At 39.9% G+C, this 26,549-nt stretch carries 25 protein-coding genes; 13 read left to right on the forward strand and 12 right to left on the reverse strand.

Going from position 1 to position 26,549, the window contains the following annotated elements; all coding sequences use genetic code 11:
- Window positions 1-16 precede the first annotated feature (16 nt).
- Window positions 17-907, forward strand: a complete 891-nt coding sequence (locus tag GR160_RS12380) for a DMT family transporter (RefSeq protein ID WP_160750191.1) — start codon at window positions 17-19, stop codon at window positions 905-907.
- 77 nt (window positions 908-984) lie between these two features.
- On the opposite strand, the gene GR160_RS12385 is transcribed toward GR160_RS12380, so the two are convergent.
- Window positions 985-1,602, reverse strand: a complete 618-nt coding sequence (locus tag GR160_RS12385) for an outer membrane beta-barrel protein (protein WP_160750192.1) — start codon at window positions 1,600-1,602, stop codon at window positions 985-987.
- A gap of 377 nt (window positions 1,603-1,979) precedes the next feature.
- On the opposite strand from GR160_RS12385, the gene GR160_RS12390 reads away from it, so the two are divergent.
- The 5 genes from GR160_RS12390 to GR160_RS12410 all read left to right on the forward strand — a co-directional run bounded on the left by GR160_RS12390 (window position 1,980) and on the right by GR160_RS12410 (window position 6,104).
- The gene (locus tag GR160_RS12390; protein WP_160750193.1) at window positions 1,980-2,942 is read left to right on the forward strand and encodes an ABC transporter ATP-binding protein; all 963 of its coding nucleotides are present in this window, start codon (window positions 1,980-1,982) and stop codon (window positions 2,940-2,942) included.
- A 271-nt stretch (window positions 2,943-3,213) separates the two neighbouring features.
- Complete coding sequence (locus GR160_RS12395) at window positions 3,214-3,663, forward strand: lipocalin family protein (protein WP_237421221.1); 450 nt, start codon at window positions 3,214-3,216, stop codon at window positions 3,661-3,663.
- Between the two features lie 35 nt (window positions 3,664-3,698).
- Window positions 3,699-4,394, forward strand: coding sequence for an OmpA family protein (locus GR160_RS12400; protein WP_160750194.1), 696 nt, complete (start codon window positions 3,699-3,701; stop codon window positions 4,392-4,394).
- Window positions 4,395-4,486: 92 nt separating this feature from the next.
- Window positions 4,487-5,287, forward strand: coding sequence for a 23S rRNA pseudouridine(2604) synthase RluF (gene rluF / locus GR160_RS12405; RefSeq protein WP_160750195.1), 801 nt, complete (start codon window positions 4,487-4,489; stop codon window positions 5,285-5,287).
- Between the two features lie 91 nt (window positions 5,288-5,378).
- A complete protein-coding gene (locus GR160_RS12410) occupies window positions 5,379-6,104 on the forward strand; it encodes a hypothetical protein (protein WP_160750196.1) in 726 nt (241 codons plus the stop codon).
- A gap of 95 nt (window positions 6,105-6,199) precedes the next feature.
- Here the strand turns inward: GR160_RS12410 and GR160_RS12415 are convergent, their stop codons facing one another.
- From GR160_RS12415 to GR160_RS12450, 8 genes are all read right to left on the reverse strand, one after another.
- Window positions 6,200-6,922 carry a LytTR family DNA-binding domain-containing protein gene (locus tag GR160_RS12415; RefSeq protein ID WP_160750197.1) on the reverse strand — a complete coding sequence of 241 codons (723 nt, stop codon included), beginning with the start codon at window positions 6,920-6,922 and terminating at the stop codon, window positions 6,200-6,202.
- Entirely contained in the window at window positions 6,919-7,992 is a 1,074-nt protein-coding gene (locus tag GR160_RS12420; protein ID WP_160750198.1) for a sensor histidine kinase, read from the reverse strand. The genes GR160_RS12415 and GR160_RS12420 overlap by 4 nt, the downstream gene beginning before the upstream one ends.
- 999 nt (window positions 7,993-8,991) lie before the next feature.
- Window positions 8,992-10,224, reverse strand: coding sequence for an ATP-dependent Clp protease ATP-binding subunit ClpX (clpX, locus tag GR160_RS12425; protein ID WP_160750199.1), 1,233 nt, complete (start codon window positions 10,222-10,224; stop codon window positions 8,992-8,994).
- A 76-nt stretch (window positions 10,225-10,300) separates the two neighbouring features.
- Complete coding sequence (clpP, locus tag GR160_RS12430) at window positions 10,301-10,975, reverse strand: ATP-dependent Clp endopeptidase proteolytic subunit ClpP (RefSeq protein WP_160750200.1); 675 nt, start codon at window positions 10,973-10,975, stop codon at window positions 10,301-10,303.
- 94 nt (window positions 10,976-11,069) lie between these two features.
- The gene (tig, locus tag GR160_RS12435; RefSeq protein WP_160750201.1) at window positions 11,070-12,392 is read right to left on the reverse strand and encodes a trigger factor; all 1,323 of its coding nucleotides are present in this window, start codon (window positions 12,390-12,392) and stop codon (window positions 11,070-11,072) included.
- A gap of 117 nt (window positions 12,393-12,509) precedes the next feature.
- Complete coding sequence (purT, locus tag GR160_RS12440; RefSeq protein WP_160750202.1) at window positions 12,510-13,676, reverse strand: formate-dependent phosphoribosylglycinamide formyltransferase; 1,167 nt, start codon at window positions 13,674-13,676, stop codon at window positions 12,510-12,512.
- A gap of 342 nt (window positions 13,677-14,018) precedes the next feature.
- Window positions 14,019-14,732: a hypothetical protein gene (locus GR160_RS12445; protein WP_160750203.1), complete on the reverse strand. Its 714-nt coding sequence runs from the start codon at window positions 14,730-14,732 to the stop codon at window positions 14,019-14,021.
- A 55-nt stretch (window positions 14,733-14,787) separates the two neighbouring features.
- Window positions 14,788-16,362: a hypothetical protein gene (locus tag GR160_RS12450; RefSeq protein WP_160750204.1), complete on the reverse strand. Its 1,575-nt coding sequence runs from the start codon at window positions 16,360-16,362 to the stop codon at window positions 14,788-14,790.
- 293 nt (window positions 16,363-16,655) lie between these two features.
- Between GR160_RS12450 and GR160_RS12455 the strand changes: the two genes are divergently transcribed.
- The 3 genes from GR160_RS12455 to GR160_RS12465 all read left to right on the forward strand — a co-directional run bounded on the left by GR160_RS12455 (window position 16,656) and on the right by GR160_RS12465 (window position 19,859).
- A complete protein-coding gene (locus GR160_RS12455; protein WP_160750205.1) occupies window positions 16,656-17,918 on the forward strand; it encodes an OmpP1/FadL family transporter in 1,263 nt (420 codons plus the stop codon).
- An 11-nt stretch (window positions 17,919-17,929) separates the two neighbouring features.
- Window positions 17,930-19,423 (forward strand): G-D-S-L family lipolytic protein, encoded by a 1,494-nt coding sequence (locus GR160_RS12460; protein WP_160750206.1) that lies wholly within the window; start codon window positions 17,930-17,932, stop codon window positions 19,421-19,423.
- A gap of 94 nt (window positions 19,424-19,517) precedes the next feature.
- Entirely contained in the window at window positions 19,518-19,859 is a 342-nt protein-coding gene (locus tag GR160_RS12465) for a phage holin family protein (RefSeq protein WP_160750207.1), read from the forward strand.
- 87 nt (window positions 19,860-19,946) lie between these two features.
- Here the strand turns inward: GR160_RS12465 and GR160_RS12470 are convergent, their stop codons facing one another.
- Window positions 19,947-20,960 carry a 3-oxoacyl-ACP synthase III family protein gene (locus GR160_RS12470; protein WP_160750208.1) on the reverse strand — a complete coding sequence of 338 codons (1,014 nt, stop codon included), beginning with the start codon at window positions 20,958-20,960 and terminating at the stop codon, window positions 19,947-19,949.
- Window positions 20,961-21,246: 286 nt separating this feature from the next.
- On the opposite strand from GR160_RS12470, the gene htpG reads away from it, so the two are divergent.
- The 3 genes from htpG to GR160_RS12485 all read left to right on the forward strand — a co-directional run bounded on the left by htpG (window position 21,247) and on the right by GR160_RS12485 (window position 24,642).
- Window positions 21,247-23,133, forward strand: a complete 1,887-nt coding sequence (gene htpG, locus GR160_RS12475; protein WP_160750209.1) for a molecular chaperone HtpG — start codon at window positions 21,247-21,249, stop codon at window positions 23,131-23,133.
- 250 nt (window positions 23,134-23,383) lie between these two features.
- Window positions 23,384-24,175 (forward strand): Fic family protein, encoded by a 792-nt coding sequence (locus tag GR160_RS12480; protein ID WP_160750210.1) that lies wholly within the window; start codon window positions 23,384-23,386, stop codon window positions 24,173-24,175.
- Window positions 24,172-24,642 (forward strand): hypothetical protein, encoded by a 471-nt coding sequence (locus GR160_RS12485; protein WP_160750211.1) that lies wholly within the window; start codon window positions 24,172-24,174, stop codon window positions 24,640-24,642. The genes GR160_RS12480 and GR160_RS12485 overlap by 4 nt, the downstream gene beginning before the upstream one ends.
- Before the next feature lie 57 nt (window positions 24,643-24,699).
- Here GR160_RS12485 and GR160_RS12490 read toward each other — a convergent pair whose 3' ends face one another.
- Window positions 24,700-25,236, reverse strand: a complete 537-nt coding sequence (locus GR160_RS12490) for a pyridoxamine 5'-phosphate oxidase family protein (protein ID WP_160750212.1) — start codon at window positions 25,234-25,236, stop codon at window positions 24,700-24,702.
- Between the two features lie 247 nt (window positions 25,237-25,483).
- Between GR160_RS12490 and GR160_RS12495 the strand changes: the two genes are divergently transcribed.
- A complete protein-coding gene (locus GR160_RS12495) occupies window positions 25,484-25,891 on the forward strand; it encodes a DUF2721 domain-containing protein (RefSeq protein WP_160750213.1) in 408 nt (135 codons plus the stop codon).
- 4 nt (window positions 25,892-25,895) lie between these two features.
- Here GR160_RS12495 and GR160_RS12500 read toward each other — a convergent pair whose 3' ends face one another.
- Entirely contained in the window at window positions 25,896-26,501 is a 606-nt protein-coding gene (locus GR160_RS12500; protein WP_160750214.1) for a murein L,D-transpeptidase catalytic domain-containing protein, read from the reverse strand.
- Window positions 26,502-26,549 lie beyond the last annotated feature (48 nt).

Here is a 26,549-nt window from a genome sequence, read left to right on the forward strand (position 1 = left end):
TTCTAAAATTTAAAAAATGGCAAAAAATAATGTATTTCAGGGTGTTGTTTATGTAGGTCTTGGGGCTGCCAGCTATGGCATGCTTGCCACATTTGTAAAACTCGCCTATACCGAAGGATATTCTACCGCCGAAGTTACGGCTTCTCAAATACTGCTAGGGCTTTTAGGTATGTTTATAATATTCAGTTTTCAAAAAAACAAAAAAGGAGCTCAAATGGCAAAGGCATCGGTATCTAACAGGCTTTCGCTTGTTGTTGCAGGTACTTCTATGGGGTTTACCAGCGTTTTCTATTATATGGCTGTAAAATATATACCTGTTTCTATAGCCATAGTGTTGCTCATGCAAACCGTTTGGATGGGCGTTCTGCTGGAATGGATGCTTAACAAAAAAGCACCTTCGGGTAAAAAAATAATAGCTGTTTTAATTGTGTTGGCAGGTACAGTGCTTGCTACCAATCTTATTAACAGTGCTGAAGCTCCTTCTTTTGTGGGCATAGCCTGGGGTCTTGCAGCAGCGGCATCGTTTACTGCCACTATGTTTGCAGGCAACAGTGTTGCTACCCATTTAACGGCACCCAATCGAAGCCTTTATATGCTTATGGGAAGCGCTGTAATAGTGCTTGCTTTTACAATTATTACCTGGAAAGGTTCTTTTGATGCTTCGATATTTTTAAGATGGGGTATACCGTTGGCGTTGTTTGGCACAGTGTTGCCACCATTGTTGCTTAATGCAGGTTTCCCTAAAACAGGCATTGGTTTGGGCAGTATAGTATCGTCTATAGAGTTGCCGGTATCGGTAAGTATGGCTTATGTAATATTGAGCGAACCTGTAAATATTATACAGTGGATGGGTATCGGGCTTATATTAGGTGCGGTAGTACTGCTAAATACAGGTAAGCAGTGTTAGGTAAGGCTTCAAATACTGTTAATAAAAATGGGCTGGTATAATTTATACCAGCCCATTTTTATTATTTGTTTTTATGTTTATCTCCAGTCATAGTCAGATGAGGTTCTTCCCAAATATATTACCAAACCAAAAGTAAGATTGTATTGCCCTCCTATAAAAGGTTTTGGAGGTCCGGGAAAATGATAATAACCATCATAATCAAAGTGTTGTCTTATGTGCACAATATAAGATGCATCGGCTTGTATGGCAACGCGTTCAGAAAGCTGAAACTGCGGTGTAAAACCTATTATGATATTACCCATGTTATCATCGTTAGTGGTAACTGTAGACGAAAAATGCGAATATCCAAGTCCTGCATGCAGTAGTCCGTTTATATAACCATCAGTGTAGGCAGGCCATTCTAAAGCACGGCCTATATTATATACTGCCTGTGCAGATATCCTGAAATAGTCTACTCCTGTAGGTATTCTTTCGTCTGTGCGGAACTTTTCAAAAGCAAAATCACCTTTTACACCCCAAAATTCGTCAAACATGTAACGTGTAGCACAGTTAATAGTTCCGTCACTTTTCAAAGAAGGCCTGCTTGCAAATCCAACACCATAATTTCCTTCAATAGACCATTGTCCGTCAAGTTGGGAAAAAGCCGATAATGAAGTTAATAATAATGTAATAACAAGAGTAATTTTTTGTGTCATAGTTGGTGTTTTATTGCGCGATAAATATATTAGTATTTTATTAACAATACAATACCTATAATTAGGGATGTTGGTTTTTTGTGATAATAAGATTATTATGATATTTTTAATATGAAAAATTAGGTTAAACATTTACAGTATTTAAAAACTTTAAATTTATGTGTTAACATGATTTTTTTGATTATAATTAAATATTTAAATAATAAATATTTATTAGTATTATTTTAAATAATTATCAGATTGGAGTTTCTGTTTCTGCAAATAAAACAAGGAAACGTTGCTGACTTGCTACAACAGCATATAAATATATGTACCTGTTATTTTGATAATTTTAAGGGTTAATTGAATACTTTTGCAGTCTGTGAAATTATATACGCATGCTGTCAGTAAAAAACATATCTTTTGGCTATACCGAAAAAACCATATTGCACCAAATCAGCTTTAATGTAAAAACAGGGCAAAATGTTGCCATTATAGGCGAAAGCGGTTGTGGGAAAAGTACCTTGCTAAAGGTTATCTATGGTTTATACGATTTGAATGAAGGAGATATTACCTATAAAGGAGAAGTAGTTACAGGACCCAAGTTTAACCTGGTGCCCGGCATGCCTTACATGAAATATCTTGCGCAGGATTTCGACCTAATGCCCTATACTACAGCATCAGAGAATGTAGGCAGTTTTTTGTCTAACTTTTATCCGGAAGAAAAAAAGCGTCGTATTACTGAGCTTTTACAAATTGTGGAGATGGAAGAGCATGCTGCCACCAAAGTAAAATTTTTGAGCGGAGGCCAGCAGCAACGCATTGCGCTTGCCAAGGTTTTGGCTTTAGAACCTGAGGTTTTGCTGCTCGATGAGCCTTTTAGCCATATAGATAATTTTAGAAAAAATGCCCTGCGCCGCAACTTGTTTGCCTACTTAAAACAAAAAAATATTACCTGCCTTATTGCCACGCATGATAGTACTGATGCCCTTTCTTTTGCCGATGAAACTATAGTGATAAAAAAAGGAACGCTTATAGATAAAGCCCCGTCTAAAGAAATGTATTATAAGGCGAAAGATAAATATACGGCATCGTTATTTGGAGAGGTTAACGAAATAAAGCTGGAACTGATTACCCTTACCACTAACCCTGATGAAACAGCTCTTCTGTATCCTCACCAGCTTGAAGTGGTAGAGAATGGGCCTTTAAAAGTGGTGGTTAAGCAATGCTATTTTAAAGGAAGCCGCTATCTTATTAAATCAGTATTCAACGGTCAGGTGCTGTTTTTTGAACATTACAAAGAAATTCCAGTAAATACAGAGGTGCACCTTGCTGTAAACCGCAATGCTTTTGGGGTATAAATCATTTCAAACTTTGCATTGTTTTTCAATAACTGTTAAAACATATATTTTTTAAGAAAAAATTAATCGGCTTTAAAAACAGCCGCATGTTGTTGTGTTTTACTTTAAAATCAAACCAAAACCATAGTAGGTGCAGTAACGGTGTAAATATGATTAAATAATTTCCTGTTAAAAAATTGGCACACCTATTGTAAAGTAGGCAGTAATGTCTGTAACTTTATACTACGCAAACTACAGTAAAATTTAACCTAAAACACAAAATAAACTAATTATGAAAAAGTTTTTGTCATTATGCATGCTGGTGGTACTTGTAGCCTCATGCGGGTCTTTAGACCAAAAATCGCAGGTAGGATTAAAAGGCAACTGGACCATTTCTAATGTTTCTTACCCGGGTTCGGATTATATTAAAGTTACTTCTTTTGATGTGGCCGACTCTAAATGTTTTGTTGGCAGCTCATGGAACTTTATATCTAACAATAATAAAGGTACCATGACAGTATCGGGAGCTAACTGCCCAACCTTTAGCAGCCCAATAGTGTGGACAATTACTAAAGCCGGTACATTTAATTTTAAAATTACCGAAGGAGAAAAAGCCAAACGTGTAACCGAAGGCTACACACTTGCCATTAGAAACCAAACCGAGAGTGCATTTCAGCTTGTGGATAATGTAAATGTGGGCGGCAAAAATGTAGAGGTTGTATACAGCTTTACCAGAAACTAATAAACTAAATACAGAATTTTTAAAAACACTTAATCATGAGATCATTAAAAATTTATGCACTGGCACTTACATTTCTTGCCCTTACAGGCATAACATCGTGCGAGGCAGTTAAAAATACAAACAATACACAAAGGGGTGTAGGTATAGGTGCGGCATCCGGAGCTGTTATTGGCGGTGTGCTGGGCAACAACATAGGCAAAGGCGGCAACACGGCATTAGGAGCCATTATTGGCGGTGTTGTGGGTGGCACCGTTGGTGGTGTTATTGGAAACAGGATGGACAAACAAGCCCAAAAAATAGACCAGGCTTTGCCGGGGGCTGAAGTAGAAAGGGTAGGAGAGGGTATTAAAATTACCCTTGGTGAAAACTCGGTTAACTTCGATCTTAATAAAGCTACACTTACTACTAAAGCAAAAGGTAACCTTGACAAACTGGTACCTGTTTTTAACGAATATCCGGATACCAATATCCAGATATTTGGTTATACTGACAGCAGTGGTAGCGATGAGTATAACCTTAATCTTTCTGAGCAAAGAGCTGCTTCTGTAAAATCATATCTTGGCAGTAAAGGCATATCTTCTGCCAGGATAGTTACAAAAGGTCTTGGTGAGGCCGATCCTATTGCAGATAATGCCACTCCTGATGGCAGGGCTAAAAACAGGCGCGTTGAGTTTGCTATTACTGCAAACGAAAAAATGATACAGGATGCGCAAAAAGAAGTTAAACAATAAGTATCTCTTCTAAATAAAGGAATGTAAACCGGGGCTGCCATAAGGCAGCCCCTAATGTTTTTATGTAGTTTTAAAATATGTAACTTTGCAGCATGGAAGAGTTAAAACGCCTAAATAAATTTATTGCCGAAACAGGCTTTTGTTCACGCCGTGAGGCCGACAGGCTTATTGAAGAAGGACGTGTTACCCTTAATGGAGCCGTGCCTGAAATGGGCACCAAAGTTGGCCCCGACGATGAGGTGCGTGTAAACGGCAAACTTATTACCGAGAAAAAAGATAAGCATGTTTATTTGGCTTTTAATAAACCTGTGGGCATAGAGTGTACAACCAATCAGGAGGTGCAAAACAATATTGTAGATTATATAAATTATCCTAAGCGTATTTTCCCTATAGGAAGGCTCGATAAGGCCAGCGAGGGACTTATTTTTATGACCGATGACGGCGACATTGTAAACAAGATACTCCGCGCACGCAACAACCACGAAAAAGAATATATTGTTACCGTAAACCGCTCCATTACCGATAGGTTTATTCAGCGCATGGGCAGCGGTATACCTATACTCGATACTGTTACGCGCAAGTGTAAGGTAGAGCAGGTAAGTAAGTATGTTTTCAGGATCATACTTACGCAGGGCTTAAACCGCCAAATTCGCCGCATGTGCGAATATCTGGGCTATGATGTTACAGCACTTAAACGCATTCGTATTATAAACATTTCACTCGATGTGCCCGTTGGGCGTTACCGCGATCTTACACCTGCCGAAATAAAAGAACTCAACACCCTTATTGCGCCAAGCAGTAAAACCGAAGAAGCCAGCCTGCCTCCCGCTCCAAAAAGAGAGAGTAATGTTATTCGTCCGCGTAGGGATAATAATGGTAAGGGAAAGATTTAGGGAGTATATAGCCTTTGTAAATACCTAACATTAGGTATTTTTTATTGCATGTTCAAAAACTAATTTGGTCTTAAATTTAAAACCGATTATTATGAATACAAATGAACAACTTACCGAAGCAGCTTTTGCACAACTTGGTATCTTACCCATAAACAGATTGCCGTATGCCAAAGAAATCTTTAAAATATATGATATAGATTTACTCCCACATGCATCAGCGGATACTGCAATAGGTGAAATTTTTGAATGGAGTGGCAGATCTTTTAGGACAACCAATGATAATATAGCTGCTGTTATTGCTGAAGAGAATGCCGTTATCAATTTAATGACACAACTTAAAGCTATTTCTTCTTTTGAGGCAGGGGTTCCTGATTTTCAATTTTCAAAAGAAGAAGTGATTTCCTTTGGTTTTAAACTTCCTTTTCTGTTTAATATAAATTTTAGTGGTGAGGTTAAAAATGCCAAAAGTCTTAGCGTAAAAGTACTTTCTCTTAAAAAAGCAAGACTTACCAATAGTGCTGAACCTGGCTTAACAATTAAAAAGCTATTATCGGCATATGAGGATAATAATACGAGAGATTACAAACAGAAAATAAAGCATAATTATATTGCAGAAGCTTTGTTTTACGCCGATAGTATTCAGATTGAGTTTGAAAAGGAAGCTGGTGTTGGTATAGATGTTTCTTTTGATGTACAAGGCGTAGAAGTTACTGCTAATGTTGATACTGAAACAAAGAAACAATATACTTTAAAATATTCGGGAGGAAATAAAATTCCGTTTGGGGCAACCCTTAAGAAAGGAAAAGATTTGTTCTAATAACAATGATCTGGTTTTAACCAGGTCATTGTTATAAAAAAGGTGTTGTCAAAAAAATGTCACTGAGAATTAATTAAATTCGCAGTAAACCAAGCCTACAAGCTTAGCATTTCCTTGAATAGTGTTGACTGCCTGCGCGATATTTCTACCTCGTCTCCGCTTTGCATGGTGGCTTTAAGTTTTCCGTTAAACCAGTTGTCTACTCCTTTTATATATTGCAGGTTAATAATTTGCTGGCGGTTAGCCCTGAAAAAGAGATTTTGAGGCAAACGTTCCTCTATTTGGTTAAGCGATTTATAAATAAGCGGTTTGCAGTCTTTAAAATAAACACGGGTATAATTGCCTACTATTTCAAACAAATAAATATCGGCTATTTTTACTAACCAGCACTTTTCGCCATCTTTTATAAATATCTGGCTGTTCTCGTTTAAATATTCTACAACGGCATTTTCTTTTGCTTCAACTTTGGTCTTAACCTTTTCTACCGCATCGGCAAATCGCTTTTGGTTAATGGGCTTTAGCAAATAGTCAAGCGCATTATACTCAAACGACTTAATGGCATATTCATCAAAAGCTGTAGTAAACACCACTGCAGGAACTTCGTCGAGCATTTCCAGCAGGGCAAAACCATCCTTTTCGGGCATGTTGATGTCCAGAAAAATAAGCTGAGGGCGTAGTTGTGTTATCAGTTCGTAGGCCGTGTCTACATTTTCGGCTTCGGCCACCACTTCCAGTTCGGCATGGTTTTTTATAAGCTCTTTAAGCTCGTTGCGTGCCAAACGACTGTCTTCTACAATTATAACTTTTATGGTACTCATGCCAGCGGTATGGTTATTTTAGCTTCTACAAATGTATCTTTTTCCATGAGCGAAAAATGCGCCCTGTTTCCAAAAAGTAGAGCCAAACGTTTTTTAATGTTTTCGAGTCCAAGCCTGGTACTGCCCTCGCTAATGGTTAACGACCCTGAGTTGGTTACTATAATAAACAACTGCCCATCGGTGCGGTAAACGGCAAGGTTTATTTCTCCACCGTTTTTTAAATTGCTAATACCATGCTTAACGGCATTTTCTATAAGCATTTGTATTATCATGGGCGGAATGGCAATATTTAACGTGTCGGTATCGGCACTCATTTTAAATTGCAGGCGGTCTTCAAACTGAATTTTAGAGATCTCAATATAATTGTCTACCGTTTGCAGTTCTTCTTTAATCAGAATAGTGTTTACATCGCTTTTGGCAAGGCTGTAGCGCAGCATTTCGCTAAGGCGCGTAATCATGTCGCGCGCACGTGTGGTGTCTTCCAGTATAAGCCCCCTGATGTTATTGAGGCTGTTAAACATAAAATGCGGATTTATCTGTCCCTTTAGTGTGTTGAGTTGCGATTCGCGCAGGCTGCTCTCAAGCTCAACCTGATTTAGTTTTACCTTTTTAAAGTAATGGTACAATTTTACTGCCGTAACAATAAACAGCCATATTAAAAAGACCGTAAAAAAGTACGGAATGTTGGTTAGCTTCATAAAAACGGTCAGCTTCATACCGTCGTGTAAAAACTGCACCGACGCCACATTGAGCAAAGGCCATATCAACATGCTGTAAAGAACCTGTGCACCTATAAAAACTAAAGCAAGTTTTAGTATCGATTTTTTTTGCAGGTCGGCAAAATCTATAAAATGCTCAAACGCATATAAAACAGGTATAGACAGTAACCATGCTAGGGAAGCGCATAAAAAGCCTTCTGAGAAAAAATAAGAAAGATAACCCACATATTTTTCTTTCGGAACAAACGATGCGCGGTAAGAAACCTTATCGAGTGTTAGTGTGAAGAACACATACAAAACAAAGCCAAAAAAGCTGAACAGATAATATTTAAAATTGTGTAATAACCTCATAATAAAATGTACTGTAAAAATAACCGGGCAGTTTATGGCTGCCCGGCACGCACTAACTCAAATGTACGTTCTTTTTTTAACTGCTGCCAGAGGGTTGATGAGTCCGTGTGCAGCAGTATGTTTTTTGACTGATGATAATTTATAGGCTATGCCGCAGGCCGTTTAAAAAAACAGGCTGATTGCATAAATAATTATCTGAATTACATAAACAAATACAGTTACCATAGCTTTTAGTTTTAATTGGTTGATTATTGTAGTGTAAAAGTATATTTAATATTTACACGCTTTTAACATTTTATGACGAACGGTTATTTTTTTATGACGAATGGCAAAAGTGTTTGTTACAACATAAATAAAATATTTGTTGGCGCATATTTACCTGTATGTTTGTTGTGAATGAGGTTGTTGTAATAAAACTAAAGTTAATCTGCTGTAAAGATAGTTTCATTCCCAGTAATGATCATTCCCAGCACTTATTACGAAACTTTTTTTCATATATCGTCACTGCGAGGCACGAAGCAGACTGTCTTTAAAACAGTTTAAACCTACAAGGTTGAAAAAACCTTGCAGGTTACCTCGATACGAACCACCTTGGTATAGACGCACTGCTATACGTCTTACAAAATGGTTATATTATAGTAGATCTTATCACACAGCTATATCATTAAGACGCACAGCAGTGCGTCTCTACGTGCCTCGTAATGACCATTCACAGTCCTAATTACCAAACTTTCTTCACATACCATCACTGCGAGGCACGAAGCAGTCTCATCTTTTGTTCATTAATATTCTTTGACTGCACTGATTCCCTCGCTTTATGAAATAAATTAGGTGTAATACCAAACAAAAAAGCAGGACAATTGCTTATCCTGCTTTTATAATATCTATTTCATTAAAAACACTGCTTTGTGTCAGTGGCGGTATTAATAAAGGACTTGTTTATATCTGTGTAAAGATTAATTTGAACCATCAATCAATAACTAACAACCATCAACCAAATTAAGAAGCTGTTTTAAGCCTTTTAAGTAATGTTCTGTTAAGGTGGTGGTCTACGTAGTCTTTATCAATGCTTAACGATTTCTCGTCGCTGCCCGGCAGTTCATACATGGCTTCGGTAAGTATGGCCTCGCATAAAGAACGAAGTCCGCGCGCACCCAGTTTATATTCTAACGCTTTGTCTACAATATAATCCAACGCCTCGTCAGATATTGTTAGTTCCACATCGTCCATGGCAAACAGTTTAGTGTACTGCTTTACTAAGGCATTTTTAGGCTGAGTAAGAATAGCACGAAGCGTATCGCGGTCTAATGGGTCCATGTGTGTAAGTACCGGCATACGTCCAATGATCTCCGGTATAAGGCCAAAATCCTTAATGTCTTTAGGGATAATGTATTGCAGCAAGTTGTCTTTATCTATGCTGTCGGCATTGCGTGATGAGCTGTAGCCCACTGCCTGGCGGTTAAGCCTTTTAGATATAATGCGCTCAATGCCATCAAAAGCACCACCCGCAATAAACAATATGTTTTGGGTGTTTACCTCAATAAATTTCTGGTCAGGGTGCTTGCGTCCCCCTTTAGGCGGAACGTTTACAATGGTGCCTTCCAGTAGTTTTAGCAATGCCTGCTGCACTCCTTCACCCGATACATCGCGGGTAATAGACGGGTTATCGCTCTTGCGGGCAATTTTGTCTATTTCGTCTATAAACACAATGCCGCGTTCTGCTTTGGCAACGTCATAATCGGCAACCTGCAAAAGGCGTGTAAGTATGCTCTCCACATCTTCGCCCACATATCCGGCTTCTGTAAGCACAGTGGCATCTACAATGGCAAGCGGCACGTTTAGCATGCGCGCAATGGTTTTTGCCACAAGGGTTTTACCAGTACCGGTTTGCCCTGCCATAAGTATGTTGCTTTTTTCTATTTCTACCTCGTCGTCGCTTTTTTGCTGTGTTAACCTCTTGTAGTGGTTGTACACCGCAACCGAAAGCACTTTTTTTGTCTGGTCCTGGCCAATTACATACTCATCCAGGAATGCGCGTATTTCTTTGGGTTTTTTCAGGTCAAGCTCGCCTGCCAAATGTGTGGCACCGCTTTGTTTAAGTTCTTCCAGCACAATGCCGTGTGCCTGCTCTATACAGCGGTCGCAAATGTGCGCACTGATACCTGCAATAAGCAAATTGGTTTCCGGCTTTTTCCTGCCGCAAAAAGAACACTCTAATACTTCTTTCGCCATCTCTCTTTTTTATGTTATGCATAACAGGGACACCGTTTACGGAATCCCTGCTATATATAACTTACTTTTTTTAAATTTATTCTCTTATAAGTACCTCATCTATCATTCCGTACTCTTTTGCTTCAGGCGCTTTCATCCAGTAATCGCGCTCGCTGTCTTTGTGTACTTTGTCAAAGCTTTGACCAGAGTGTTTAGAGATAATCTCATAAAGCTCCTCTTTAAGCTTAAGCATTTCGCGCAGGTTGATCTCCATATCTGTAGCTACACCCTGTGCACCGCCCGATGGCTGGTGGATCATTACACGGCTGTGCGGCAGGGCAGAACGTTTTCCTGCTGCTCCTGCACATAAAAGCACGGCACCCATACTTGCTGCCATACCGGTACAAATAGTGGCTACATCGGGTTTAATGTACTGCATGGTATCATACATGCCAAGGCCTGCGTAAACGCTTCCGCCCGGTGAATTGATGTATATTTGTATGTCTTTGGCTGCATCTACACTTTCAAGGAACAATAACTGTGCCTGAACAATGTTTGCTACCTGATCGTCTATACCTGTACCAAGGAAAATGATCCTGTCCATCATAAGGCGCGAAAAAACGTCCATTTGAGCAACGTTTAGTTGACGCTCCTCCATAATGTATGGTGTAAGGTTTGTAGGGGTAATGCGGTTTACCAGTTTATCGTAGTATAAGTTATTCACACCGCGGTGACCCGTGGCATATTTTTTAAATTCTTTACCGTAATCCATAATTCTTCTTTAAAATTTTAATTTGTTTAAGAGAACGAAAAAACGTCAGTCTTAAATTAGACTGACGTTCAAATATACTCATTTTTTACGAGAATTATTCTCCGTACATTTCTTTGATAAAGTCCTGATACGTAACTTCTTTAGTTTCGTAAGATGCTTTTTCTTTGAAAAGTGTTACTATTTTTTCGCTCATAACCTGATCAGAAAGTCTTTTAACCTCATCCTGGTTGCCAAGAACGCGTGCCACGATACCGTCTATATCTTCCTGAGAAGGATTTAGCTGGCCAAACTGAGCCATTTGTTTTTTTATAAGGTCGGCAGTAAAAGCTTTAAGTTCTTCAAAAGTTAGTTGCAGGTTGTTTTCTGTAACCACTTTACCTTCTATAAGCTGGTAACGAAGGCCTTTTTCAGATTTTTTAAATTCGCCTGCTGCTTCCTCTGCAGTTAGAGGGTTTTCACCTGCACTTTGTAACCATTTTACAAGGAATGTTTCAGGTAATTCAAACTTAGTAGTTTCTATAAGCGACTCAGTAACATCGTTAAGGAATTTCTGGTCAGCCTGTTGTGCAAATTGCTGCTCTGCATCCTCTTTAATTTTAGCTTTTAGCTCTTCTACAGATGCTACATTACCTTCGCCAAACAACTTGTCAAAAAGCTCCTGGTTAAGTTCGGCAGGTTCTACAGCGTTGATCTCTTCTATAGTAAAGTTTACCTCGATGTCAAGGCCGTGTACATCGTCATGACCCACTTTAAGGTAATCCATTAGTTTGTGGTCGTCGTCAAAAAGGCCTTTAGTAGAAACAGTAACTACATCGCCTACTTTTTTACCTACAAATTTTTCGAAAGTAGCTTTGTCAGCAAAAATATCGGCAGATATTGTAGCCGGGCTGTTAATGCCTTTCTCTTCGTTAGTAAAAGTACCGGCAAGGTCGTTGCCTTCTGCCACAACTTCCTGCGGAACAAGTTTACCATATTGTTTTTGTATGCGTGCTACCTGCTCATCAAGCAAAGTATCATCGGCAACAATAGTATATTTTGTAAGGGTAGTGCCGCCTAAGTCTACATTAAACTCAGGAGCAAGGCCAATTTCAAATTCAAATTTAAAATCTTCAGCATCCCAGTCAAAGTTTTCTGTAGCTCTTGGTAGCGGGTTGCCTAATATGTTTAGTTTTTCTCCAACAAGGTAGTTGTTTAAAGAAGACTGAAGTACTTTGTTTACTTCTTCAAGCAATACGGCTTTGCCATATTGTTTTTGTATAAGGCTTGCAGGCACTGCACCTTTCCTAAATCCGGGAATAGAAGCGTTTTTCCTGTAGCTGTATAAAGCCTTATCTACATTTTCTTTATAATCATCCTTAGTAATTGCTACTGTTACAACAGCATTTAACGCATCTACCTGCTCTTTTGTGATATTCATTAGTTCAGATTTTTATCTATATAATTTCGGACTGCAAAATTAATGCTTTTTTACAACCCATACAAAAATTTTAATGCATTGCTTTTCAACGGGCTTAAAAAGCGCGTTTAGCCTGTTTTAAGCATTTACGGTTACCAGGGCCGCAGCGGCTTTGGCCTTTTCTGTAATTTCTTCAACCGGGGTGTCTAATGTGTCGCCCACAAGAGCAACACCCATGCGACGGTAGGGGCGCGATGTTGGTTTGCCAAACAGCCTGAAATCAGTTTTAGGCAGTGCGGCAATTTGTTCAACCCCGCTAAAAGTAGGGTTGTCACTATTTGCAGATGCCAGTATTACGGCACTTGCTCCGGCTTTTTCTAAAGTAATTTCGGCAATAGGCAGGCTTAGTATGGCGCGCAGGTGCAGTTCGAATTCATTAAAATTTTGAGTGCCTGCCAGTGTAACCATGCCAGTGTCGTGTGGGCGTGGCGACAGTTCAGAGAAATATACGCCTTCATTGGTAAGGAAAAATTCTACCCCAAAAATACCTGCGCCACCAAGGGCTTCGGTTACTTTACGGGCCATATCCTGTGCTTCGGCAATATCTTTGTCGCTCACTTTAGCAGGTTGCCAGCTTTCCTGATAGTCGCCGCGCTCCTGCCTGTGGCCAATAGGGCTGCAAAACAGGGTAGGGTTATTATTTTGAGTAACGGTTAGCAGGGTTATCTCTGAATGGAAGTTTACAAACGCCTCCACAATAACCTCCACAACGTCGCCACGAGAACCCTCTACGGCATAGTTCCAAGCTTTTTCGATATCCGGCCCCGATTTAATGGTAGACTGCCCTTTGCCCGACGACGACATTAAGGGTTTTACCACACATGGCATACCTACCTCGGCAACGGCCTGTTCAAGTTCGGTAGCGCTGGTGGCATAGCGGTAGTTGGCAGTGCGAAGCCCTAGGTCTTTAGCTGCCAGATCGCGAATGGCTTTACGGTTCATGGTAAAGTTGGCAGCCTTTGCGCTTGGAACTACGGTAATGCCCTGTTTTTCGTAATCGTAAAAACGTTCGGTGCGAATGGCCTCTATTTCGGGTACTATAAAATCAGGATTATGTTTGGCAATAACGGCATCAAGAGCGGCACCGTCGAGCATGTTTATTACTTCAAAGCCATCGGCAACCTGCATGGCGGGGGCATTGGCATAACTGTCTACCGCAATAACGGTTTGGCCTATGCGCTGGGCGGCAATTACAAATTCTTTACCTAACTCCCCGGAGCCTAACAGTACTATCTTTTTTTGCATGGTGTTGTTTGTTTTTGCAGTTATAAGCACGCAAAGTTACAAAGTTTTACAGTATGTAGGCATCAAGAGACGCGTAGAGACGCACTGCTGTGCGTCTTAATGATTTGACAGTGTGGTAAAATCTACTATGATATACCTTTTTTGTAAGACGCACAGTAGTGCGTCTCTACCAAGGTGGTGCGAACTGGGCTAACCTACAAGGTTTTTTCAACCTTTTAGGTTTAACCTGTTTTAAAACACATTGCTTCATGTCTTGCAGTGACAGTACTTGAAGAAATAGCTATAACCAAAGAATATGAGTGGTCATCGCGAGGCACGAAGCGATCATTATTATTGTTTGCTTCAATCTTTCTTAAACACTACCGGAATTTTGTTTGATATAATAGTGCCGTGAAAAACCTTATAACCATTTGCTTGTACAGTTTTTATGAGGGCGCGTGTGTTCTCTTTTATAAAGGTAGTAGAGTCGCTGGTAATTTCAAGCTGCGTGCTATAAGTCCTATCTTTTTTAAAATCAATTCGTCCCCGTTCATGGTGGCCGGGAAGATATAAAAGCCCTTCAAAATAAAGGGTTTCGTGGGGGTGGATAAAAAAGTTGTCGTTACTCAGAAAAAGTTCGGGATACCTTTTTTGTTCATATCCAAAGTCCTTAACGATCTGTTCAAATTTCTTTTCCCTGTCAGCTGAAAATTTTGAATATTCTTCTGACATCATACATGAAGTCCAATATCTGGGCTCTAATATAACGCCATTATTATCTTTTATTATAAGCTCTGCTGTATAGGTTACATTTATGCCATAGTGTTCTTTTTTTGCCCACGGAACGCTATTGAAATAATAAGTTATGTTGCTGTTGTTGGTAAGACTATATCTTAAAACCTGTGGTGTTTTTGTAATATAAGCGCCATCTTTATACTCACGCTCATATTCGTACCCGTAAGAATATACCTCCGGTTTCAGGATTTTTAGCACAATCTTATCATGATCTTCCTGTTTACACGAGTATAAACATAATATGCTAAACGTAACAAGCAGGATTGTGGGAAAGATTTTCATGTAAGATTGTTTATAACAACAACGCAATAATAAACAAAATCATTGTTTATATTATCTAAACATTCTCCCCAACGGCTTTAGGTAACACTGTTTGTTTAAGCCCCTGCATGACAAACTTCCACAAAAAATTAAATACCGATTTATCTTTGCTACGCTCTACCGCTACATCGGCTTTTTTAGGGCGTTCGTTGCTGTCGTTTTTAACCAGCAGGTTGCCTACAGCGCTCATAAATTTGTTCTTCTTTTTGCCGTCTTTTTTGTAGATGTCTACTTTAAGGTCGTCATACTCTATTGCAAAAGTTCCGGTGGCACGCTCGCGGTTGCCGTTAAAAACAAATTTAACATCTTTAATGTTTCCGGTGGTTTCCACGTTCATGAGGGGTTTACTCACTGGGTTTACTTCTTCACTGCGAATGTTTTGCAAATGCCCGGTAATAGTAAAGGCATCGCTCACATCGGGTGTGTTAAAGGTCCACTTAACCTTCAAAGGAGCACTTTTCATAAACAGGCACTGCACATCTATGGTGGTTGGCGGCAACTTAGTCTTGTTTACGGGGCTGTACACATGGGCAATGGTAGCATAGAATTTAGAGAACGATACCTTGGCAGCAGGTTTTGCAAAAGTGAGCTGTTCTTCATATTCTACAACGCTGTTTTTAAGTAGCAGTTTGTCTACTTTAAGATCAAATTTGAGGTTGCGAAGCAGTTCGCTGTAAAGCTTTTTTCGCGAAGGGTCGTCTGTAGGTTCTTTGCTGCGGTAAATGTTAGCAAACACCTTTCCTAAAATTACTTCGGGCGCATGCACATAGAGAGTATCGTTTGTAAACCCCCAGTCGGCTTTAGGTACTGCAATGCTGTCGGCCTGCAGATTAAACTGGTCAAGCTCTTTATCAATTAACCCTACAAACTGCTTGCGGGTGTGCTTGGGTATAAGCCTAAAGTTACTGATGTTTACACTGGCATCGGTAGCGGCAATTTTATTAAGTGCAATGTTGTAAAATTGCCCTGCATTGTAAAACAGGCTGTCACACGCAAAATTGTAATCGCGGTAGCGCACGGGTATATTTTTTTTTATAGTGGTGCTGTCGGCCTTAATGTTGCTAATGTCCAGGCTAATGTTGGCAGCGCGCAACTTAGGATTCATTTTGTCGTCGAGCAATTTGAAACTGCCGTTGCTAATCGAAATGCTTCCGGTTTCAATAATGGTTTTAAAAGGCTTTTCTACATCGTCTTTGGTGTCATACTTTTTTTTGCTTTGGTAGAGTATTATTTCCGGACTGTCTATTGCCACCCGGTTTACCTTTATGCGTTTATGTTTGTACAATTGCCAAAGGCTGAGACCCCGTACTTTTACTGTTTTTATTTTTCCGAAAACGCCGTTTTTCACTGCGGCCTGCATGCTGTCTTTTGGGGCAAGGGCAGCATTGTGCATAGTAAAGCTTCCGCCAAGCAGGTTTACATCAAGGCTGGTGTAGCTAAGGTTGTAAGGAAAGTCTTTTTTATTCTTGATTATTTCGGGGAGTTTTTTAGAGATGTAGCTTTCTGCAATAAAGTTTGCGGCAGTGAGCAATACTATTAGTGTGCCTAAAGTGATTCCTGCTATTTTGAGTATTTTTTTTGATGGCTTCATGACTGAAAATTACTACTAAAAAACACTGCATGCCAGCTATTTATATTTTTATTAGTATTTAGGTTTAAATGTTAAAATTGAGTACCCGGAATTAACATTATAGTATGCAGGCATAGTTTTTATTTAATGAAATAGTTGTTTTTGTGATTTTTTGTTAGGCATGCATAGTAAAATATAGTAATTTAATTATTATGCATTCATAATAAAATGTTATAGATTATTGTATAATCCGTAATTTATTATAAATTTGATATAGAGATTATCAAAATGACAAACATAACCCATATTAAACAATGAAAAAACTATTATCCTTAACGGCAGCAGCTTTAGCGGCAACCTCTGCTTTTGCAGGGGGGTATCGTGTAAGTTTGCAGGGCCAGAAACAGCTTGCTATGGGGCATACCGGGGTAGCGGTTGTAAACAGTGCCGAATCGCTGTTTTTTAACCCTGCCGGAGCAGCATTTTTGAAAGACCGTTTTAACTTCTCGGCTGGTGCAAACGGACTTTTTGCCCGTACTAAATTCCAGAACCGTGAAAACAACTGGGCATCGAGCACCGATAACTTCGGTACGCCTTTCGAGGTATATGCCTCTTATCGTGCTACCGACTGGCTTACTGTTGGGCTTGCTGTATATTCGCCTTACGGCAGTGCTGTAGAATGGGACAGAGATTGGGTAGGTGCCAACCTTGTAAATAATATTGATCTTGAAGCTATTTATATTCAGCCTACCATTGCAATAAAAGTTAATGACCAATTGAGTATTGGCGGTGGTCCTATCTATGTTACAGGCGGTGTGGAGTTTAACCGAAACCTGAGCAGGAGCCTTAACGAAAATGAAGTACCTTTAGGAGAAAACGGCAACCCGGCCGATGTTACCATTAAGGCCACAAACGTAACTGCCTGGGGATGGACAGCAGGTTTTATGCTTAACCCTGTGGAAAGCGTTAGGGTAGGGGTAAACTACCGATCTGAAATTATAATGGAGGCCCGTAACGGCGATGCTACTTTTCATGATGTGCCTGCCTTTGCACAAGGCACTTACAGGGATACAAAATTTAATGCCGACCTACCGTTGCCTGCCGAACTTACAGCAGGTTTCTCGGTAGAGCTTACTGATAAATGGTTGGTTGCGTTCGATTATAATGTGGCATTCTGGAATGTGTACAAAGCACTTACTGTAGATTTTGTAAACAACATACCAACATCAGTAAATCCGCGCAATTATAAAGATGCCAATACCTATAGGGTAGGGGCGCAGTTTAAACCCAATCAAAAATTTGCCTTCCGTGCAGGATGGTATTTTGATGAAAGCCCTGTTCAGGATGGCTATTTTGCCCCGGAGACACCCCGTAACGATTCTATGGGTTTTACCGGTGGTTTAACCTATCAGGTAACGCCTAAACTGGGTATTGATGCTTCGTTTCTTTACCTTCATTTTAAAGAAACCAACAACAGTTATAACTATACTGCCGAAGACGGTAACTATTACACCTTTGGGGGTACATACAAAAACGTGGTGTTCTCGCCTGGTATTGGTCTAACCTATAGCTTCTAATAAAATCAGTCATGAAAAAAAGAAATACAATTATATATTTAGCCATACTGGCTGCGGGTTTTGCAGCTTGCGAACCTGAGTTTGAAAATGAGCTTAGCAACGCCGACTTTAGCGCAGGAGAAGCCGATTTTTCTACTTATGTAGCCATAGGTAACTCACTAACTGCCGGATACATGGACGGAACAATGTCGCGCATTGGGCAAACCTATTCGTTTCCTAACATACTGGCACAGCAATTTAAAGTAGTGGGTGGTGGTAACTTTACACAGCCAAGCTATGCCGAAGATGTAAACAACCTTGGTGGTATTAATGGCCTGCCGGGTTTCCCTACAAGGCTTATACTTGATGCATCTGTATCTAAACCGGAGCCAATTGCAGGCACAAGTACCGTTACTTTAACAGCACAGCAATCGGCATTTAATAACATGGGGGTTCCGGGTGCAAAATCATTCCATTTTTTGGCGGCGGGCTATGGCAACGCGGCGGGTTTGGCAGCAGGAATGGCTAACCCTTATTATGTAAGGATGGCTACATCGGCTACATCTACGGTTTTAGGCGATGCACTTTCGTTAAACCCAACCTTTTTTACCGACTGGGTGGGCGATATGGATGTTTTGGCCTATGCTACATCGGGAGGTGTTGGTGTAGACAGGACAGGGAACATGAACCCTGCTACCTATGGCAGTAACGATATTACCGATCCTACCGTTTTTGCAAATGTTTACAGTACTATTGTAAACGGGCTTACGGCAGGTGGTGCAAAAGGTGTGGTGTGTACTATTCCTAACGTTACATCTATTCCTTATTTTACTACTGTGCCTTACAACCCTGTGGCTCTTGATGCTGCAACAGCAACGGCCTTAAACGCAGGTTTTGCTCAATATAATGGCGGTTTACAGGTTGCAAGGGCAGCAAACCTGATAAGTGCCGAAGAAGTTACCCGCAGGACCATTAACTTTGCGGCAGGCAACAATGCAGTTACTATTGTAGACGAAAGCCTTACCAATCTTAGTGCTTTAGGTTTGCCGTCTTACAGGCAGGCTACTGCATCTGACCTTATTGTACTTCCGGCTTCATCGTTTATTGGCACACGTGTAAACGACAATGCGCAAATGATAAATGGTGTAAGTGTGCCTTTGGCAGACCAGTGGGTGCTTATTCCTTCGGAAATTACACTTATAAATAATGCTACCACCAATTTTAATAACAGCATTAAATCTATTGCTGCAGCTAAAAACCTTGCCGTGGCAGATATGAATGCTATCCTTAATACACTCGTATCAGGCCTTCGTACTGACGACGGACAGATCTATACAGCCAATTATTTTAGTGTTTCGACAGTAAATACTGTGCTGTTCTCGTTAGATGGGGTTCACCCTAACGCAAGAGGCTATGCACTTGTGGCCAACGAAATTATAAAAGTAATTAACGAGCATTACAAGGCCAAGTTGCCTGCTGTAACTGCCGGATATTATCCGGGGGCTACAGTGTTGCCAACCAACTAAATACCCTAACTAACCCTTTCAATAACCTAAATGGCAAAAAGCATCGGATAATATCCGGTGCTTTTTTTACTTTTGTATAAACTATATTTGTGATATGAAAACGTTACTGAATATTTTATTTACAACCCTTTTTGTAGTACTGCTGGCGCATTTAATGCCGGGGGTGTATGTGCACAACCTGTATTCGGCGGTTATTGTGGCACTGGTTTTAGGACTGCTAAACATTTTTGTAAAGCCCATACTGGTGCTGTTTACGCTGCCTGCCACTATATTTACATTGGGACTTTTTCTTTTAGTGATAAACGCCATAATTGTAATGATATGTGATTACCTTATTGACGGCTTTGCTATAATCGACTTTTTCCACACATTTGTTTTTAGCCTTATACTCTCGCTATGCCAGTCGTTGGTATCGGGCATTACAAAAGATAAGTAAAAGAAAAAAGTGTATAAAACAGAAAATCCTGACTAATACTGTCAGGATTTTCTGTTTTTATGTAATTCTGTTTTCAGATTCAAGGAGCTACCATTTTATAACCGCGCTACCCCATGTAAAGCCACTGCCAAAGGCAGCAAGTACAATGGTGTCGCCTGATTTAATTTTGCCCTGTTCCCATGCTTCGGTCAAGGCAATAGGAATAGATGCTGCCGTGGTGTTGCCATAGTTCATAATGTTATTGTACACTTTATCGTCAGGCAATCCGAATTTTTGCTGTATAAACTGCGATATCCTAAGATTGGCTTGGTGGGGTATCAGCATATCGATGTGAGATACTTCGAGGTTGTTTGCCTTAAGCCCCTCGATAATTACTTCGCTAAAGCGTACCACTGCATTTTTAAACACAAACTGTCCGTTCATGTAAGGGAAATAACTTTCATCATTAGGGTCGGCTTCGGCAATAATATCAGTCACCCATCTTTTGCCCATCCCCGGTGCAATAAGCGACAGCTCTTCGGCATGCTGCCCTTCGCTGTGCAGGTGTGTAGAGAGTACACCTTTGGTAGTGTCTTCTTCGCGGGTTAGTACGGCTGCTCCTGCACCGTCGCCAAAAATTACCGACACAGCCCTGCCACGTGTTGTCATGTCGAGCCCGGTAGAGTGCAGTTCGCTGCCAATTATAAGGATGTTTTTATACATTCCGGTTTTAATGAACTGGTCTGCTACAGACAGTGCATATATAAAACCCGAACACTGATTGCGCACATCGAGGGCACCCACAGTGCGTTTCATGCCCAGGTCGCGCTGTACCAGCACGCCCGGCCCCGGAAAATAGTAATCAGGGCTAAGTGTAGCAAACACAATAAAATCTATATCTTCTACATCAATGCCTGCGCGTTCTATAGCAATTTTAGCGGCTTTAACGCCCATGGTGGTGGTGGTGTCGCCATCGCCTTTTACAACATGCCTGCGCTCTTTAATACCTGTACGTTCCTGTATCCAGGCATCGTTGGTGTCTATTATTTTAGAGAGGTCGTCGTTGGTTACTATATTGGAAGGAACATAATAGCCCAGGCCTGAAATTTTTGAATGATACATAAAATTGTATTTTTTTAAAATTGCGATTACAAAATTAAACATTCTGCAATCAGTTAAAGTAAATATACGCTTTTTTTGAATTATTTGCTAAGCTAAAATCATTCCAAAAATGTTTTTAATAGTTTTTTATCAGTATTTTAAGTAGTGTAATATACGTTATGAAAAAATACTTGCATCTAAAACGGGCAATATTTTTAATGGATCAAAAATGCCAATTTGTCACCAAAGTGTTTTTGGTATTTTATTTGACTGCTACTATAAAAATCAAACAAAAAACCACATAAATATGGCAACAGGAAAAATTAATGTTTCGGTAGAGAACATATTTCCCCTAATCAAGAAATTTTTATACAGCGACCACGAGATCTTTTTACGTGAGTTGGTAAGTAATGCAACAGATGCTACCTTAAAACTTAAACACCTTACAAGCATAGGCGAAGCCAGTGTAGAATATGGCAATCCTATTATAGAGGTTAAGGTTGACAAAGAAGCTAAGAAGATACATATTACAGACCAGGGTATTGGTATGACTGCCGAAGAGGTAGAGAAATACATCAACCAGGTGGCATTTTCGGGCGCAGAGGAGTTTTTGGAAAAATATAAAGACACTGCCAAAGATTCAGGCATTATAGGCCATTTCGGCCTTGGTTTCTACTCGGCATTTATGGTGGCAGAAAAAGTAGAGATCATTACCAAATCATACAAAGACGAGCCTGCGGTACACTGGATTTGCGACGGCAGCCCTGAGTTTACTTTAGAGCCAAGTGATAAAACCACTCGTGGTACTGAGATTATACTGAATGTTGCTGAAGATTCGCTTGAGTTTTTAGAAGAATCTAAAATACGCGAGCTGCTTAAAAAATACAACAAGTTTATGCCGGTGCCAATTAAATTTGGTACGCATAAAGAAACCCTGCCTACACCTGAAGATGCAGGAGCAGACTACCAGCCGGAAGAAATTGAGGTTGACACTATTATAAACAACCCAACCCCGGCGTGGACTAAACAGCCAAGCGAACTTAATGAGGAAGATTATAAAAACTTCTACCACGAGCTGTACCCAACGCAGTTTGAAGAACCGTTGTTTAACATTCACCTTAATGTAGATTATCCGTTTAACCTTACCGGTATTTTATATTTCCCTAAACTGTCTTCTGACTTACAGGTTCAGAAAGACAAAATACAACTATACCAAAACCAGGTGTTTGTTACCGATAATGTAGAGGGCATTGTACCGGAATTCCTTACCATGCTTCGCGGTGTGATAGACAGCCCGGATATTCCGCTAAACGTGTCGCGTTCGTACTTACAGGCTGATGGTGCGGTTAAAAAAATATCGAACTACATTACCCGTAAAGTTGCCGATAAGCTTAAGTCGTTATTCAACGAAAACCGTGAGGACTTTGAGCAAAAATGGAACGATATTAAAATTGTATTGGAATATGGTATGCTTAGCGAGCCTAAATTCTATGAAAAAGCAGGCGCATTTGTATTGTATCCAACTGTAGACGGTAAATTCTTTACACTTGAAGAGCTTAAGGAAGCCCTGAAAGACAACCAGACCGACAAAGACGGCAAATTGGTGGTGCTTTATGCAAGCAACAAAGATGCTCAGCACAGCTATATTGATGCGGCTAAAGAAAAAGGTTATGAAGTATTGCTTTTAGACTCTCCCATAGTGTCGCACCTTATACAAAAACTGGAAGCTGACAATGAGAACACTACGTTTGTTCGTGTAGACTCTGACAATGTTGACAGGCTTATTAAGAAAGATGAGGAGCAAATATCTAAACTTAGCGACGACGAAAAAGAGAAGCTAAAAACTGCACTTGAAGAAATTGTACCTAAGCAAACCTACACCGTGCAGCTTGAGGCAATGGATAGCAAGTCGGCACCATTTATCATTACGCAGCCGGAGTTTATGCGCCGTATGAAAGAAATGAGCCAAACCGGTGGCGGCGGTATGTTTGGTATGGGCAACTTCCCCGATATGTATAACCTTGTGGTTAATACTAACAGCGAACTTGCCAGCAGCATACTGAACACCGAAGACAAAACGCACCAGCAGGACTTGGTTAAACAGGCATTGGATCTTGCCAAACTGAGCCAAAACCTGCTTAAAGGCGAAGAACTGACTGCTTTTGTAAAGAGGAGTTTTGAGCTGATAAAATAAGACGTTTAGATTTTAGACATTAGATAATAGATAAAGACCTGTAGTGAGAGCTACAGGTTTTTTTGTTGGAATCAATAAGGCCATTGTTTTTAAATCATTACTTTTGATTTAATGTTATAATTAGACCTGAGTATAGCTGTCATTGCGAGGTACGAAGCAATCTAAACCGAAAGATTGCCACGCTCCGTTCCTCCGTTCGCAATGACTGCCTGTGCATTTGATAGGTATAGTTTTTATCTGAAATACAATTATGCTCCCAACTTTCAAAATAATCCCAACAACACTTCTCGAAGCTTATAAAGAAAGCTACGGTATAACGGAGCAGCAAAATTTTGAACGTTTAGAAGAGAGTGAATTAACTACAGGTTCATTCAGCTTTTACACATCGGTTTCGGCAGTGTTTTCATCTAAGATAGAGGGGGAGGAGATAGAACTTGATTCGTTTATAAAGTACAAACGTTTTGGGGTAAACTACCAACCCGATTATACAAAAAAGATTGATGACCTGTATAATGCCTATGAGTTTGCAGCGGTAAACAAACTCACTCCCGAAAATATCCTTAATGCACATACGCTAATTACAAAAAATATATTGCAGCCCGCCCAACAGGGAAAACTGCGTGCTGGAAATATGTTTGTTATTACGGATGACGGAAAGATAGAATATGTTGCCGTTAGCCCGGATAGAGTTGCCCCCGAAATGCAAAAACTGTATGATGATACAGAAGCGTTGCTTAACGTTGATTTAGATTTTACTGAAACACTATTTTTTGCAGCAATGCTGCATTTAGTCTTTGTGAAAATTCATCCGTTTGAAGATGGTAACGGTCGTACGGGCAGGCTTTTGGAAAAATGGTTCATGGCGCAAAAGCTGGGAGTAAAAGCCTGGTTTGTACAATCTGAAAAACATTATTACAAACTGCATCAAACCTATTATAATAACATCCGCAGGCTTGGGTTAGAGTATGACGAACTGGATTATAACCAGGCGTTACCGTTTTTAAAGATGTTGCCGGATTCTATTAATAGAGATATATTATGAAAATACTATTGTTGTTTTTAAGCCTGCTTATTGTTACAGATGATGCAACATTAGTTACAGGTAAGGGATTTAAAGGGTATGTTTTTAATGAAAACCAAGAGGTATTTGTTTCTCTGTCGAAAGGTTTAAAAAGATATACGCCAACGTATGATGATATTATTGCTGCTGAATTAATAATAAAAAAAAGTATCGCGAAAGTGAATTCTGAAAGGATGAATCAGCAGTATGGGTGTCCAGTAATTCACAAAAAACTACGTAAATATACCCGTCAATATGTTGGCTTTATTAATGATAAAGATGAAAAAGAGCTATGGGTAAACTTTGTTTGGAGTAGTTTAAGCTTTTCTGAACAAAGGTACAAAGAGAGTATAATAAGTGTTCATGATGGTTGTAGTAATTTTTGGAGTATTAGGGTTAATATAAATACAAAGAACCTATCTGATCTTAAAATTAATGGTGTGGGATAATATCAAAAAAGCCTGCTTTTCAGCAGGCCCTCTCGCTCCATTTTTTCAAAATTGTGATTAAGGCTTTACGTTGCCTTCTATACTATCGTCATAGGTTTCGCCTACAAGTGCTCCATAAGCCCTTTTAGCTAAGGCAATGGCCATATTGTTCTTAGTATCCCAGTAGTAACCTGATGTTGGCGTAAACTTAATCACAGTAATGCGCGGGTCGTCTATACCTTCGGTAAACCATGTTTTCATTTGTGGGTTCCACAGTTTTTCAATTTTGGCCCTGTCGGTGCTGATGGTTACATAGCCATAGAGACTTAAAAAATCGCTGTAAGAAGACCCCTGAAACAGTAATTGTGCGGCCGGATCCTGCTGCAGTTCTTCGTTTTTATGAGAATCTTTCGCACTCAGAAACCAAAAGTTGCCGCTGTCGTCTATTTTTTCGGGAGCCATAGGCCGGGTATCAAATGCTTTCCCAGTTACAATATTAGTGCAAAAAAAACATGAGCCTGCCTTACCTGCCAGGTTTTTAATTTTGTCTATGCCCTCTTGTCCGTACAGGTCTTTAAAATTATCTTCCGGTTGGTTTTTGTTAATCGAGTCCATAATGCAATTGTTTTTTGTTTATACTAAAATTAGTTTACAAAAAATGCAATGGCTGTTAGCAAAACGCTAAATAACAAAACAATAAGATTTACACTTACACATGATGTTGGTTGTTCTTACAAACAAAAAAATATGTACCTTGTGGTGGTTGATGGTTGTCAGATGTTACAGTTCCCATTCGACAACTAACATCTAATTTTTCCATAACCAGGCATAGGACTTCCAACAACTAATAACCAACAACCAAATGAACCTCCCTATAGAAACCCCAGCGCTTTTATTCTCGGCCACATCACTTATACTGCTGGCCTATACCAACCGTTTTTTGACCATAGCCGGTATTGTGCGCGGTCTTAAGGTTAGCTATGAGCAAAACCAAACCAAGAGTATCCTTAGCGAAATAGCCAATCTTAACCTGCGCCTCACACTTATTAGGCACATGCAAATGTATGGTGTGCTTAGCCTGTTTTTTTCGGTATTTGCCATGGCGTTGCTTTTTGCCGGAGTTCAAACCTGGGGAGCTTATGTGTTTGGGCTTAGTTTATTGCTGCTGTTGGCATCATTGGCTATTTCGTTCTGGGAAATAAGCATATCGGTAAAAGCATTACGTATACACCTGAGTGATTTAATAGAAGAGGCAAAAGAACGCCGCTAAACAGTTACTCAACAATCCACAGTAAAACAGGTTTGTCGGTGGCCTGCAATTTAACATCAAGCTCGTGCATAAAACTGTCGGCCACTGCCGGACAACCCCAGCTAAGTGGGCTGTAGTCAGGATAAACTTCAGTATCGGCTACGGCATCCCAGGAGTGTAAAACTATTACGCGGTTTTGCGCATTGTTGTTGGTAGACTCCAAACCGTGCAGCCAATATTTTACTTTAATACCCCACGAGCTATAGTCGCGTTTGCCTACTTTGTATTTTCCTGCCGATGAACAGTGACTGTCGTTACGATTGCTGAATTTAACTTTTTCATACTTTGTGCTGTTGTCTTCAAAGGCATCGCAGCTGCCATGGGTAACTAAATTTTGAGCGGTCACTTTGTGCTGGTTAAAGCTGTAAACATAAAACCGGTTTTTGCCCGAGTGCACGCTAAGGTCTACCAGAAAATAATACGCTGTGCAAAAGTTTTGCTGTTTGCAAAACTCTAAAGCTTCCGCATGTATGGAACTATAGTCTTTAGAAGGGGCAGCGACAGCTTTTTTAGGCGCAGCAGAGCCAAAATTTAAAAGTATCACAATTAAAAAGAGGGTTAAACGAAACATAATTACAAGTAAGGTTTTACTTATAACTATAAATATAGTTGATTTAGT

Source organism: Flavobacterium sp. Sd200 (assembly GCF_009826935.1).
GTDB lineage: Bacteria > Bacteroidota > Bacteroidia > Flavobacteriales > Flavobacteriaceae > Flavobacterium.